The sequence below is a fragment of the Bifidobacterium sp. W8112 genome (assembly GCF_016101425.1).
Classification (GTDB): domain Bacteria; phylum Actinomycetota; class Actinomycetes; order Actinomycetales; family Bifidobacteriaceae; genus Bombiscardovia; species Bombiscardovia apousia.
In genome coordinates, this window is sequence record NZ_JACFQN010000002.1 from 430,285 (window position 1) to 444,593 (window position 14,309).

7 protein-coding genes are annotated in these 14,309 nt (G+C 65.1%); 3 read left to right on the plus strand and 4 right to left on the minus strand.

Features of this window, described 5'->3' with window-relative positions; genetic code table 11:
• Positions 1-2: 2 nt before the first annotated feature.
• Both H3T92_RS05985 and H3T92_RS05990 read left to right on the plus strand, forming a co-directional pair.
• Positions 3-1,250: a DUF58 domain-containing protein gene (locus H3T92_RS05985; protein ID WP_144085392.1), complete on the plus strand. Its 1,248-nt coding sequence runs from the start codon at positions 3-5 to the stop codon at positions 1,248-1,250.
• On the plus strand, positions 1,247-3,658 hold the full coding sequence (locus H3T92_RS05990; protein ID WP_144085391.1) for a transglutaminase family protein: 2,412 nt from the start codon (positions 1,247-1,249) through the stop codon (positions 3,656-3,658). The genes H3T92_RS05985 and H3T92_RS05990 overlap by 4 nt, the downstream gene beginning before the upstream one ends.
• A gap of 173 nt (positions 3,659-3,831) precedes the next feature.
• Here the strand turns inward: H3T92_RS05990 and H3T92_RS05995 are convergent, their stop codons facing one another.
• The 4 genes from H3T92_RS05995 to H3T92_RS06010 form a co-directional block, all read right to left on the minus strand.
• Positions 3,832-7,992 (minus strand): DNA-directed RNA polymerase subunit beta', encoded by a 4,161-nt coding sequence (locus tag H3T92_RS05995; protein ID WP_198189591.1) that lies wholly within the window; start codon positions 7,990-7,992, stop codon positions 3,832-3,834.
• 88 nt (positions 7,993-8,080) lie between these two features.
• The gene (rpoB, locus tag H3T92_RS06000; protein ID WP_232341923.1) at positions 8,081-11,647 is read right to left on the minus strand and encodes a DNA-directed RNA polymerase subunit beta; all 3,567 of its coding nucleotides are present in this window, start codon (positions 11,645-11,647) and stop codon (positions 8,081-8,083) included.
• Positions 11,648-11,841: 194 nt separating this feature from the next.
• The gene (locus H3T92_RS06005) at positions 11,842-12,507 is read right to left on the minus strand and encodes a hypothetical protein (protein WP_144085389.1); all 666 of its coding nucleotides are present in this window, start codon (positions 12,505-12,507) and stop codon (positions 11,842-11,844) included.
• Positions 12,508-12,537: 30 nt separating this feature from the next.
• Positions 12,538-13,530 carry an A/G-specific adenine glycosylase gene (locus tag H3T92_RS06010; protein ID WP_415873699.1) on the minus strand — a complete coding sequence of 331 codons (993 nt, stop codon included), beginning with the start codon at positions 13,528-13,530 and terminating at the stop codon, positions 12,538-12,540.
• 111 nt (positions 13,531-13,641) lie between these two features.
• On the opposite strand from H3T92_RS06010, the gene H3T92_RS06015 reads away from it, so the two are divergent.
• Positions 13,642-14,295: a tRNA (cytidine(34)-2'-O)-methyltransferase gene (locus tag H3T92_RS06015; RefSeq protein ID WP_101432005.1), complete on the plus strand. Its 654-nt coding sequence runs from the start codon at positions 13,642-13,644 to the stop codon at positions 14,293-14,295.
• Positions 14,296-14,309 lie beyond the last annotated feature (14 nt).

Sequence of the window (14,309 nt, forward strand, 5' to 3'; positions counted from 1 at the left end):
CCATGACCGCCTTCGCCAGCCGAACTGCCCCGAAAGCGAGACCGGCATCCTCGACAGGATCCGAACAGAGCCTGCGATCCCGGGCCGTCGGCCTATGGCAGTCGATCACTGCCCTGGGCCGGGCTATGGCTCTGGCCGCGCTTCTGTGCGCTTTGGCCTTCGTCCCTACAGGCTGGCGTGAACTGCTGGCGGGCGCTCTGCTGGGCGCGGGCATGCTGCTGTTTGGGCTGCTGACGAGCCTGGGCAACCTGTCCTGCAACGCTGAAACGAGTCTGAACCAAGGCCATCTGGAGGTGGGTGGCCAGGCCGAGCTGGTTCTGATTCTGACCAACCCAGGCAGCCGTTCCACCCGTCGCGGCCGAATCGGTCTGGCTCTAGGCCAAGGAACGGTCATTGCGCCCCTGCCAGCCCTGGCCCCCGGCCAGAGTCACCAGATCCGCTTGAAGCTGGAAGCCAGGTCCCGTGGCGTGATTGACCTGGGCCCGGTGACCATGGAGGCCGGCGATCCGCTGGGGCTCATCCGTCGCCGCCGAATTCTGACCGGCGCCCGAAAACTCTACATCCATCCCCGCACCGTGGCACTGCCGCCCCTCGAAGCCGGGCTGGAGCGCGACCTGGAGGGGGACCCTGGCCCCGGCATTGTCGACGACGATCTGGAATTCCATGCCCTGCGTCCCTACGTTCCAGGCGACGACATCAAACGGGTCCACTGGTTGTCCACCGCCCGGGCCGGCACCTTGATGGTCCGCCAGTACGAGCCCACCCTGCGCACCAGAATCAAACTGATCCTGGACGGCCAGGCTGCCTCCTACCGGAACGCGGATGAGTTCGAGCTGGCAGTCGAAATCTATGCCTCTCTGGGCTGCCGATGCCTGCTTGACGGCCGTCGGCTGCAAGCGCTGGCCCCGGAACCGGACGATCCCGATGCCCATGGAACCACCCTGCCCACGGAGGATCCCCGAAGCTTTCTGGATGCCTGCAGCGCCATCCGCCCCCGCCAGGACAGCTACGACAAGCCCGATCTGGCTGATACTCCCGAGCAAACCAGTCTGACCATCCTGGTGACCGGTTCGCTGGGTGACCGCCAACCCTCAGTCCTAGCGGACGGATCGGCCCAGAACGCATCCCCGGTCATGCTGCTAGCTGCTGACCTGGATGCCAATCCAAGCCTGCAGACGCAACCGGGGTTGGTCAACACTGTTGTGGGCAACAGGAAGGACCTTCCCATCCTCTTGGAGAACCTGCCATGAGCACATCCGCATCATGGATGGACCAAGCCCAGAGGAAACCTATCCGCCTGATCGACCGGTCTGGTCTGCAATCCACTGTCGATCCGACCAGGCGCCGCTCACCCGCTATTCTGGTCGCCGCATTGGCCCCACTTGATCTGCTGGCCGGACTCCAGCTGCTGCCGGTCTATGGCAGCCTGCCCTTCTGGCTGACAGTGGGAGCCGCCGCCTGTTTGACCGGACTGCTGATCGCCATGCTCCCCCGCCGTGGGATCGCCACTGCCCTCCTGCAGCCTCTGTTGCTGATCGCAGCCCAGTTCCTGCTGGGGCCCATCCTCGCTCTGAACGGGACCACCCTGGCCCATGTCCTGCCCACCTGGGCAACTCTGACACAAGGGTGGTCCGCCACCTTCGGCGCGTTCAAGACCCTGGCAGCCATCGATCCGCCCCTTGGACAGGAGGCAGGCGGACTGATGGCCCTGTGGACGCTGATGCTCTGGACCTGTTACCTGGCCGTGTTGCTGGCCCGCCATGGCCTGGGCCGCAACCTGGGACGGCCAGCGCACCCCGTAGCCGTCCTGACAGCCACCCTGCCCATCCTGGCCACCATGGCTCTGTCAGCAGCCCTAGGCACCAGCAGAGGCCTCTATCCGGCATTGACAGGTGGCATCCTCTGGCTGCTCCTGCTGATCTGGTGCGCCAGCGGGCTGGGGCTACTGCGTCTGCAGGGGCCCGCATCCACCCTCCTGACCCTAGTCCTGGCAGCCGGACTGATTTGCTCCGCTGGACTCCTGACTGCCCCGACCCGACTGGTCATTCGCGACCACTACCAGCCGCCCATAGACCCCTACCAGTTCACCAGCCCTCTGAGCGATTACCGCGCCTACATCAAACGCCACCGCGACGATACCCTGGTCACGGTCCGCAACCTGCCCGCTGGCACCCCGGTCCGCATGGCCGTCATGGACCGTTATGACGGCAAGGTCTGGAATCTGTCCGACTCCTCAGGCGCAGGAGCCGCCGACTATCGGCGCATTGGCGCCCAGATCCGGACAGAAACACACCAGGAGAAGGCCAAAGACACCAAATCGACCGGACGACCTTTTACAGCGACCTTCCAGATTCGAGAGGGATTCAACCACGCCTGGCTGCCTTCCGCCGGACAGGTCAACGGCATCGATACGGCTAAGGGCCTGCAACGGGAGGACCTCTACTTCAACAAGGCCACAGACACCGCCCTGACCGATCAGACCCTGCAGAAAGGGACCAACTATACAGTGCACGGCGTGGCCGAAGATAGACCCGCAACCCGTCGCATCGCCGACAGCGATCCGGGCGATGTGCAGGTGCCTCCCCTGGCGGATGCTCCTGAGAGCCTGCCCAAGGCGGCTGCCTCCATGACCTCCATGCAGGTGCGCGGCGGTGCCAGGGCTCTGGCCATCGAGGAACGGCTGCACCGGGAGGGGTGGTTCTCCCACGGTCTGGCCGGCGACTACCCCTCGGCATCCGGCCATGGTGACTATCGGATTAATCAGCTCCTGCAGGGTCAGGCCATGGTGGGCGACAGCGAACAATACGCCTCGGCCATGGCCCTCCTGGCCCGGCAGATGGGTCTGCCATCCCGGGTGGTACTGGGATTCCTGCCCAAGAACCGCGATGGCTCCATCAGCCGGGCACGGACGAAGACCCAAGCGGACGGGAGCACCCGAGTCGACTTCACAGGGCGCGATGCCCAGGCCTGGGTGGAGGTCAACCTAGAGGGTCTAGGATGGGTCCCCTTCTATCCCACGCCACCGGAGACCAAGACCCCGGACAGGTCCCTGGACTCCACGCCACCCAATCCGCGCACCCTGGTCCGCCAGCCGCCGCCCCCACTGGTCAATCCTCCCCGCGACGACCGGGCCACCCAGGGTCGAACTACCGTCGGCGGACAGGAAGCATCGCGACAATCTTCACCCTCCTTCTGGAAACGGTACGGACCTTTGATAGCCAGAGTGACGCTCTGGACCATGCCGCTCTGGCTGCCGGCTCTCCTGGTTCTGGCCCTGCTGGCCGTCAAGGCCTGGTTGCGCCGACGGGCCCGGTCGACCGGCGATCCGAAGACACGCATCCGCGCCGGCTGGCGGCAGATCGGCAACCTGGGCAGACAGACCGGCCTGTCCCTGGAGGGCACCCGTAGCGAGCAGGCAGCCCTGATCGCCCAGACCCTGCTGACCGACCCCCCAGGGTCCTCGTCGGCTGGGCTGCGTCGGGATCTGAATCGACTGCGCAGCATGGCGGATCAGGCCTCGTTCGACCGTCACCCTTCAGATGAGCAGGAGGTCGAAGACTGCTGGCAGCTGGTAGACAAGCTGCGATCCGCCATCCTGGCATCCCTGCCACGAACCCGACGCTGGCGGACCCTGCTTTCCCCTAGGCACCTGCGCTGACCTATCTGCCACTGTCTTCCGGCAACCTAGACCGCGAGAAAAACAAGATGAGGACCCGTGCGATCGCTATGATCGTACGGGCCCTCATCCTTTATCACATATCCGGCGGCCGAATCCGTCTGGGCCGGGTCATCCGGCCCAAGCGGATCAGCGGCTACTGGCCGTGCATGCACTCACTGGTTGGAGTGCTGGTCCTCCGAGGAGGAGAAGGTGGCCGAACCAGGCTGCTGGGACGGCTTCTGATCGGAGTCACTGCCATCGGCGGCATCCGAAGATCCGGTGCCCGCGGCAGCCGTCTGATCGCCGGTCTCAGCTGACGGATCCTGCACGTTGGGGGTATCCAGATGGCTCTGGCCGCCCTGGTCGTTGAGGAAGTCGTCAGGGTTGAAGTCGTCGCCCAGCTTCAGATCCCCGAAGTCGATGTTGGAGAAGTCCACATCGTTCAGGTCGGCGTCGCTCAGATCCACGTCGCCGCCACCCAGACCGAAGTTGGGGTAGATGGTGTCGCGGATGGCCTTGTCGGGCTCCACAGTGGCGTTGCGGTACCTGGCCAGGCCGGTGCCGGCAGGGATCAGCTTGCCGATGATCACGTTCTCCTTGAGGCCCTTCAGGTCGTCGACCTTCTGGTTCAGGGCGGCCTCGGTGAGCACGCGGGTCGTCTCCTGGAAGGATGCGGCCGACAGCCAGGAGTCGGTAGCCAGGGAGGCCTTGGTGATGCCCATGAGCTCGGGGCGTCCCGCAGCCGGCTTGCCTCCGGCCTTGACGGCCTTCATGTTGGCGGCCTTGAACTTGGCCTGGTCAACCAACTCGCCGGGCAGCAGGTCGGTGTCGCCCGAGTCGATGACCGTGACACGGCGGAGCATCTGGTGGACGATGACCTCGATGTGCTTGTCGTGGATGTCCACGCCCTGGGAGCGGTAGACCGTGTGCACCTCGTTGACGATGTTCACCTGGGCGGCGCGCGGGCCGAGGATGCGCAGGATCTTCTTGGGATCCACGGAGCCCTCAATCAGCTGGGTGCCGGCCTCGACGTGCTGCCCGTCCTTGACCATCATGGGCGCACGGCGGGTGACCGGGTAGGTCAGCGCCTCCACAGAGGTATCGTCCGGGGTCAGGGTTACCTGACGGCCGCGGTCGGTGTCCTCCACCTTGACGGTGCCGGGGAACTCCGCGATGGGAGCCTCGCCCTTGGGGGTACGGGCCTCGAAGAGCTCGGTGACACGGGGAAGACCCTGGGTGATGTCGGAGGCCGAAGCCACACCGCCGGAGTGGAAGGAACGCAGCGTCAGCTGGGTGCCGGGCTCGCCGATGGACTGGGCGGCCACAATGCCCACAGCCTCGCCCACATCCACCAGCTTGTTGGTGGCCAGGGACCAGCCGTAGCACTTGGCGCACACTCCGCGGGTGGACTCGCAGGTCAGGACCGAGCGGGCCTTGACTTCCTCCACGCCGTGGGCGACCATGTCGCGCAGGACATCCATGGACAAGGCGTCGCCGCGCTTGTAGAGCACGGTCTTGCCATCCTTGGGATCGATGACATCAGCGGCCAGGAGCCTGGAGTAGGGTCCGCCGTCGGCGGCCTTGACCAGAACCAGGTTGCCCTGCTCGTCGCGCTCGGCCACCTTCATGGTCAGACCGCGCATGGTGCCGCAGTCCTCCTCGCGCACGATCACGTCCTGGGAGACATCGACCAGACGACGGGTCAGGTAGCCCGACTCGGCGGTGCGCAGTGCGGTGTCGGCCAGACCCTTGCGGGCGCCGTGCTGGGAGATGAAGTACTCCAGCACCGACAGGCCGTCGTGGTAGTTGGACTTGACGGGTCGAGGGATGATCTCGCCCTTGGGGTTGGCCACCAGGCCTCGCATGCCGGCGATCTGGCGGATCTGCATCCAGTTGCCTCGTGCCCCGGACTGGACCATGATGTTCACGTTGTTGTCCGGAGTGAAGTGCTTCTGCATGGCATCAGCCACCTTGTCGGTGCACTCGGTCCACAGGTTGATCAGCTCCTGACGGCGCTCCTCGTCGGTCAGCAGACCCATGTCGTACTGGGAGTTGACCTTGGCGGCCTGCCCCTGGTACTCGTTGACGATCTCGCTGCGCTCGGGCGGCACCACGATGTCGGAGAAGGCCATGGTCACGCCGGACCACTGGGCCCGGGTGAAGCCCAGATCCTTCAGGGCATCCAGGGTAGCCGCGACCTGGGCGGTCGAGTACCGGGTGGCGATGTCGTCCACGATGCCTGACAACTTGCCCTTGGGCACCTGCTCGTTGATGAAGGGGTAGTCCACAGGCAGCGTCCGGTTGAACAGAACCCGCCCGTAGTTGGTGGCGAAGAGCCTGGATCCGTCCTTGAAGACCTCCTCCTTGACCACGTCGGGGCTGCCGGGCTCGGGGTCGATGACCTTGAGGTCGCCGGGCTCCCAATCCTTGGGCATGACGAAGTCGGCGGGGACCCGCAGCAGGATCTTGGCCTGCATGTCGATCTCACCCAGGTCCAGGGCCATCCGGGCCTCGGCCAGGCTGGAGAAGATCCGGCCCTGGCCCTTGGCACCGTCAACCACAGTGGTCAGGTAGTACAGACCCAGAATCATATCCTGGGAGGGCATGGTGACCGTGTGGCCGTCGGCGGGCTTGAGGATGTTGTCGGAGGCCAGCATGAGCGAACGGGCCTCAGCCTGGGCCTCTGCCGACAGGGGCAGATGGACTGCCATCTGGTCGCCGTCGAAGTCGGCGTTGAAGGCCGCGCAGGCCAGCGGGGGCAGGTGGATGGCCTTGCCCTCGACCAGGATCGGCTCAAAGGCCTGGATGCCCAGACGGTGCAGCGTAGGCGCACGGTTGAGCAGGACGGGATGCTCGGAGATGACCTCCTCCAGCACGCCCCAGACCTCGGGGTCGCCACGGTCGACCAGGCGCTTGGCGCTCTTCATGTTCTGCGCGTAGTTGAGGTCCACCAGCCGCTTGATGACGAAGGGCTTGAAGAGCTCCAGGGCCATGGGCTTGGGCAGGCCGCACTGGTGCATGCGCAGGGAGGGCCCGACCACGATCACGGAACGGCCCGAGTAGTCCACGCGCTTGCCCAGCAGGTTCTGACGGAAGCGGCCCTGCTTGCCCTTGAGCATGTCTGCCAGGGACTTCAGGGGGCGGTTGGATGCACCGGTGACGGGACGGCCACGGCGGCCGTTGTCGAAGAGGGAGTCCACAGCCTCCTGGAGCATGCGCTTCTCGTTGTTGAGCATGATCTCAGGGGCGCCCAGCTCGATCAGGCGCTTGAGCCTGTTGTTGCGGTTGATGACGCGCCGGTAGAGGTCGTTGAGGTCGGAGGTGGCGAAGCGGCCGCCGTCCAGCTGCACCATGGGGCGCAGGTCGGGCGGAATGACCGGGACGACGTCCAGGACCATGGCCTCGGGCTTGTTGCCGGTGTTCAGGAAGGCGGAGACCACCTTGAGCCGCTTCAGGGCACGGGCCTTGCGCTGGCCGGAGCCAGTGTCGATCTCGTGGCGGAGCTCCTTGGCGGCACCCTCCAGGTCGAAGTCCTGCAGGCGCTTCTTGATGGCCTCGGCGCCCATGCAGCCCTCGAAGTAGTCACCGTAGCGGTCCTGCATCTCCCGCCACAGATCCACGTCGCCCTCCATGTCGCCGGGCTTCAGGGTCTTGAAGCGGTCGAAGACGGCGGTGACCCTCTGGATCTGGTCGTCGTAGCGCTTGCGGATGGCGGTCATGTCCCGCTCGGCCCCGTTGCGCAGACGGGCCTTCATAGAGCCCTTGACCTCGTCGGTCTTCTCCAGCTCGGCCAGGTCCTCCTCCAGCTTCTTGGCGCGCTTGTCGATCTCCAGGTCGCGCTTCTTCCCCAGCTGGGTGATCTCGTTGTCGAACTCGTCCTGCAGGTCGGGCAGATCCTTGTGGCGCTTGTCCTCATCCACCTTGGTGACCATGTAGGCCGCGAAGTAGATGACCTTCTCCAGGTCCTTGGGCGCGATGTCCAGCAGGTAGCCCAGCCGGGAGGGCACGCCCTTGAAGAACCAGATGTGGGTGACGGGGGCGGCCAGCTCGATGTGGCCCATACGCTCGCGGCGGACGCGGGAGCGGGTGACCTCCACGCCGCAGCGCTCGCAGACGATCCCCTTGAAGCGCACGCGCTTGTACTTGCCGCAGGCGCACTCCCAGTCGCGGGTGGGTCCGAAGATCTGCTCGCCGAACAGGCCGTCCTTCTCGGGCTTCAAGGTACGGTAGTTGATGGTCTCGGGCTTCTTGACCTCGCCATAGCTCCAGCCGCGGATGTCGTCGGCCGTGGCCAGTCCGATTCTCAGTTTGTCAAATGCATTGACGTCCAGCACTCTATGTCCTGTCTCTGATCTTGTAACTGCTCTGAAGTTTGCCTTTTAGCGGGATGCCCGCAGTGCGGGCATCCCTGTGACTGGTGGTTCAGCGGTACTCCGGCTCGGGAGCTGACTGGTCGGCCTTGGCGGCGGCGTCCGGGCGGGCGCCGATGTTGAAGCCCAGGTCGTCGGAGGCGGCGTTGGGGTCGTCGTCCTCGTCCTTCATCTCGATCACGTTGCCTTCGGCGTTGAGCACCTCCACGTTCAAGGAGAGCGACTGCATCTCCTTGAGCAGCACCTTGAAGGATTCGGGAATGCCGGCCGCCGGCAGGTTCTCCCCGCGCACGATGGCTCCATAGGCCCGCACACGACCGTCCACGTCGTCGGACTTGGTGGTCATCATCTCGTGCAGGGTGTAGGCGGCACCGTAGGCCTCCAGGGCCCAGACCTCCATCTCGCCGAAGCGCTGGCCGCCGAACTGGGCCTTGCCGCCCAAGGGCTGCTGGGTGATCATGGAGTAGGGGCCGGTGGACCGGGCGTGAATCTTGTCGTCGACCAGGTGGTGGAGCTTGAGCATGTACATGTAGCCCACGGAGATCGGCTTGGTGAAGGGTTCGCCGGTGCGGCCGTCGTAGAGCACGGCCTTGCCGTCGTCGCCCACCAGGCGCTCGCCGTCACGGTTGGGCAGAGTGGTCTTGAGCAGGCCGTTCAGGGCATCCTGCCGTACGCCGTCGAAGACCGGTGTAGCCACGGCTGTGCCGGGCTCGGCCTTCTCGGCACCTGCCGGAATGTGCTTCTTCCACTCGGCCTCCAGGTTGGGATCCAGGCTGATGTCCCAGCCGGAGTGGGCGATCCACCCCAGGTGGAGCTCCAGGACCTGGCCCAGGTTCATACGCGAGGGCACGCCCAGGGGGTTGAGCATGATGTCGATGGGGGTGCCATCGGCCATGAAGGGCATATCCTCCTCGGGCAGGATCCTCGAGATGACGCCCTTGTTGCCGTGGCGACCGGAGAGCTTGTCGCCCTGGGTGATCTTGCGGTGCTGGGCGATGTAGACCCTGATCATCCGGTTGACGCCGTTGGGCAGCTCGTCGCCGTCCTCCTCGGCATCCTCGCGGGTGACCTCCTTGACCTCGATGACCGTGCCGGTCTCGCCGTGGGGCACCCTGAGGCTGGTGTCGCGCACCTCACGGCTCTTCTCGCCGAAGATGGCCCGCAGGAGCCGCTCCTCGGGGGTCAGCTCGGTCTCGCCCTTGGGGGTGACCTTGCCGACCAGGATGTCTCCGGCCTCGACCTCGGCACCGATGCGGATGATGCCGCGCTCGTCCAGGTTGGCCACTGCGTCCTCGCCCACGTTGGGCAGGTCGCGGGTGATCTCCTCGGCGCCCAGCTTGGTCTCGCGGGCGTCGGTCTCGTACTCCTCGATGTGGATGGAGCTCAGGGTGTCGTCCTGGACCAGACGCTGGGAGATGATGACGGCGTCCTCGTAGTTGTAGCCGTTCCAAGGCATGAAGGCCACCAGGAGGTTCTTGCCCAGGGCCATCTCGCCCTTCTGGGTGGCGGGGCCATCGGCCAGGACCGTGCCGGCCTCGACCCGCTCCCCATCCTTGATCAGCGGGACCTGGTTGTAGCAGGTGGTCTGGTTGGACCGCTGGAACTTGGCCAGCTTGTAGGAGGACTGGGTGCCGTCGTCATTCATGACGCGGATCATGTCGGCGGAGACGTAGGTGACCACGCCCGGCTTCTCGGCCAGGATGACGTCACCGGAATCGATGGCGGAGCGCCACTCGGAGCCGGTGCCCACCAGGGGACGCTCGGACTTGACCAGGGGGACGGCCTGACGCTGCATGTTGGTGCCCATCAGCGCTCGGTGGCCCTCGTCGTGCTCCAGGAAGGGGATCAAGGAGGCGCCCACCGAAACCATCTGCCGGGGGGAGACATCCATCAGGTCCACCTGGGAGACGGGCACATCCTTGGCCTCGGCCTCGGCGTCACGCACCAGGGCCTCGTCCTCGACGAAGTGTCCGGTCTCGTCGATCTCCTGGTTGGCCTGGGCGATGGTGTGCTCGGACTCCTGGTCGGCGGTCATGTAGACCACGTCGTCGGTCACCTGGCCATCGATGACCTTGCGGTAGGGGGTCTCGATGAAGCCGAAGGGGTTGACCCGGGCGAAGGTGGCCAGGGAGCCGATCAGACCGATGTTGGGGCCTTCAGGGGACTCGATGGGGCACATGCGTCCGTAGTGGGAGGGGTGCACATCGCGCACCTCCATGGAGGCACGGTCGCGGGACAGGCCGCCGGGGCCCAGGGCCGAGAGACGACGCTTGTTGGTCACGCCGGCCAGCGGGTTGTTCTGATCCATGAACTGGCTCAGCTGGGAGGTTCCGAAGAACTCCTTGATGGTGGCGTTGACCGGGCGGATGTTGATCAGGGACTGCGGGGTGATGGCCTCCGCATCCTGGGTGGTCATCCTCTCGCGGACCACGCGCTCCATACGGCTCAGGCCGGTGCGCAGCTGGTTCTGGATCAGCTCGCCCACCTGGCGGATGCGGCGGTTGCCGAAGTGGTCGATGTCGTCCACGTCCACCCGCAGCTCGATGTCCTGTCCGTTGCGGCGGCCGGGGAAGGTCTGCCCGCCGGCATGCAGGGTCACCAGGTACTTCAGGGTGGCGATGATGTCCTCGGGATGCAGGCTGCGATCGTTGAAGTCGGCCTCAAGGCCCAGCTTGCGGTTGATCTTGTAACGGCCGACACGGGCCAGGTCGTAGCGCTTGGTATTGAAGTAGAAGGAGTCCAGCAGGTTGCGGCCGGCCTCGGGCGAGGCGGTGTCCGCGGGCCGGATCTTGCGGTAGAGGTCGGTCAGGGCCTCGTCCTGGGTCTCGATGGTCTCCTTCTCCAGGGCGTCCAGCACCAGCGGGTAGCCCTTGAAGGCCTTGCGGATCTGCGGCTTGGTCATGCCGATGGCCATGAGGAAGACGATGGCGGACTGCTTGCGCTTGCGGTCCACGCGCACGCCCAGCACATCGCGCTTGTCGATCTCGAACTCCAGCCAGGCGCCCCGGCTGGGGATGATCTTGGCCCCGAAGATCTCCTTGTCGGAGTTGCGGTCCTGGGTCCGGTCGAAGTAGACGCCCGGGGAACGGACCAGCTGGGAGACGATGACGCGCTCCGAGCCGCCGATGATGAAGGTGCCGTGGGGGGTCTGCAGCGGGAAGTCGCCCATGAAGACGGTCTGCGACTTGATCTCGCCGGTGTCCCCGTTTTCAAACTCGGCGTTCACGTACAGAGGAGCGGAATACGTATAGTCCTTCTCCTTGCACTCCTGGACCGTGTGCCGGGGTTCCTCGAAGTAGGGATCCGAGAAGGTCAGGCTCATGGTCTGGGCAAAGTTCTCAATGGGAGAAATCTCCTGGAAAACCTCATCCAGGCCCGAGACCGGGGCCACGGTATGGGTTCCGTTGACCTGATCCTCCTCGACCCGCTTCTTCCAGCGGTCGTTGCCGACCAGCCAGTCGAAGCTGTCGGTCTGCACACCCAGGAGGTAGGGCACCTCGATGGGTTCGCGGATGGATCCGAAGTTGACACGGTCGGTGGCCTTGTGCAGTTTGATGTCGTGTTCGTCAGCGCGTGCCTGCGTAGTGGTGATACTTCTTACAGCTTTATTGGCAGCCAAAATGGACGTTCCTTATCGCTCGCCGTACTCGATCATTCCTGTTACCCCAGGGAGATGCCGAATGGCCGCCATATGCCTATTCGCGGGCATCTCCTCGATGATGCATGCCCGCTATATGACACACCTCATGCAAAGACAAAACTATAGCAGACAAGAACCATGGATGCAATCGGCGTGTCGTCTTTGGAAAGCTGCTATTGGACCATGACCGGCACAGGCTGGGAAACCACCCGGGGATTGGCCTTGAGGACCAGCTTGGCCTGGTAGGAGCCGGCATTGACCCGAGGCAGCTGATCGTCGGGCAGGCAGCTGTCCTGGCTGCTGTCAGCATTCCAGGTGATGGTCTGCACGTCCTTGTCGCCGGTGGCCATGAGCAGAGTGCGCGCCCCAACCGGGCAGGCATCGGAACGCCAGATGGTCTCCTGGCCGCTGGTGATGATCAGCACCCGGCCGCCGTCGGAGCCGTCCACCAGACAGGACCCCGTTCCCTTGTGGCGAATGGTCGCCGTAAAGTCGATGGATCCGCCGACCCCAGTGCTTGGATCGGGCGCGGCCAGCTCCAGAGCCAGGTCCCCCTTGCCACAGTCAGGAGCTCCAGAAGAACGCTTTTTGCCGGAGTCCTTCTTCTGATCCTTCTTCTGCTTGTCCTTGTCCTTGGATTTGGTCTTTGGAGTCTGCTGCTGGGCGCTGGTCGAGGCTCCCTGGGCCCCGCTGCCTCCACGCAGTGCTCTGATGCCGGCCCCCACGCCCCAGACCAGACCGGCGCAGACCAGCAGGAAGAGCACCGCCAGCAGAGCAGCCGCAATCCTCCGGCGACGGTACATCCGCCGCTTCTTCTCGCTCATGCGTCGCTTGGCCATACTTCTCCACTCTAATCGCCAGGGCGGCCTTCACTGCGGCAGACTCAGGCTGCCGTCCTGTCCGATCTCCAGAAGGCCGTCCTCGTCCAGGGAGGCGATGCACCGATCAAGTCGGATTTCGTCGTCGCACAGGGATTTCAGATCCTTCCTGGAGACGGGCGCCCCCGAAGCCTGCCGCAGCGCCTGGAGGATGGATCCGCGGATCTGCCGGTCGGTACCTGCGAAGCGCTGCCGGGGTCTGGTCCTGCCTGCGCCCAGACCGGGCAGCCCAGCCTTGAGGAAACGGCAGTGACCGGCCAGAGGGCAGATGTCACAGGCCGGCTTGCGGGCGACACAGACCGTGGCGCCCAGCTCCATGACGGCCTGGTTCCAACGGGCCGAAGGCGGCTCCCGCCAAGCCGCAGAAGGGATCTGCGGATCAGCCGTTCCCAAGCGGTCATCACCGGTCACGCGATGACCGGAAGCCCCTGGATCTTCGTCTTCGGGCAGGACATGCCAGGCCAGCTGGCGCTCTTCTCGGTTGGCAGCACCCCCGGTGGATTCACGCCCCAGAAAGACCCTGGAGAGCACCCTGCGGATATTGGTATCAATGACGGCAATTCTCTCGCCGTAGGCAAAGCTCATGACAGCGCTGGCCGTATAGTCGCCGATGCCGGGCAGGGCCACCAGCTGGTCGTAATCCCGAGGCAGCCGGTCTGCATATTGGCCCGCCACCTGCCGCGCGCACTCCTGCAGGCGCAGGGCTCGGCGCGGGTAGCCCAGCCGGCCCCAGGCCGTAATGACTTCAGCCTTGGGGGCGGCGGCCAGTGAGGCCGCATCCGGCCAGGCGTTCATCCAGGCCGTCCAGTAGGGCACCACCCGACTCATCTGGGTCTGCTGGCTCATGACCTCGGAGACCAGGACCCCCCAAGGCGTGGTTCGTCCAAAGCGCCAGGGCAGGTCGCGGGCATACCGGCTCCACCAGTCGAATAGCCGCAGGCGGATGGGCTCAGTCTCCGCCAAGGCCGTTTCCGTCTTCTCCATGGTCACACCGCCCTTCGCCATTGGATCCTGCCTCATTCAACCGCCGTATTCTGCCCGACGGTGCCGACCGTCACTGCCTGGCCTGTCGTTTGGCGACGGTAGGTTGGCCTCATGAACAGGCAGGAGCAGGAGCGGTCCGGCGACCCATCAAAGGCCGTCGAAAGCATGTACGAGTACGGATACCGCAAATCGAATTATGGCCCTGACGAGCTGGTCACCGACGCCCACGGCAACCCCATCTCCGTGGTGGATGCCATGATGAAGGCCGATCAGGCCAGCCGGGTCAAGACCTCCACGCCCCACCTGTGCTACTACTCGCCGCGGATCCCCGGCAACACCGGCTCGGCCATCCGCCTGTGCGCCGTGACCGGGACCATCCTGCATCTGATAGAGCCCCTGGGCTTCAACCTCAAGGACACCAAGCTGCGCCGGGCCGGCCTGGACTACCATGACATGGCCCACGTGGTCCTGCACCCGGACTTCGACGACCTGGTCCGCTCCATGCCCGACAGCCGGATCATCGCTTTCACCGCCCACGCCGACAAGCTCTACACCGAGGTCAGCTACCGGCCGGACGACATCCTCCTGTTTGGCCCCGAACCGGGCGACATCCCCGACCCCATGGACATCATGGCCGGCCCTCATGTAGCCGAGCAGGTCAGGCTGCCCATGCGGCCCAGCCTGCGCAGCCTGAACCTGACCAACTGCGCCTCCATCGCCATCTACGAGGCCTGGCGGCAACTGGGATTCCAAGGCGGTCGCTGAACCCCGCGAGCGCA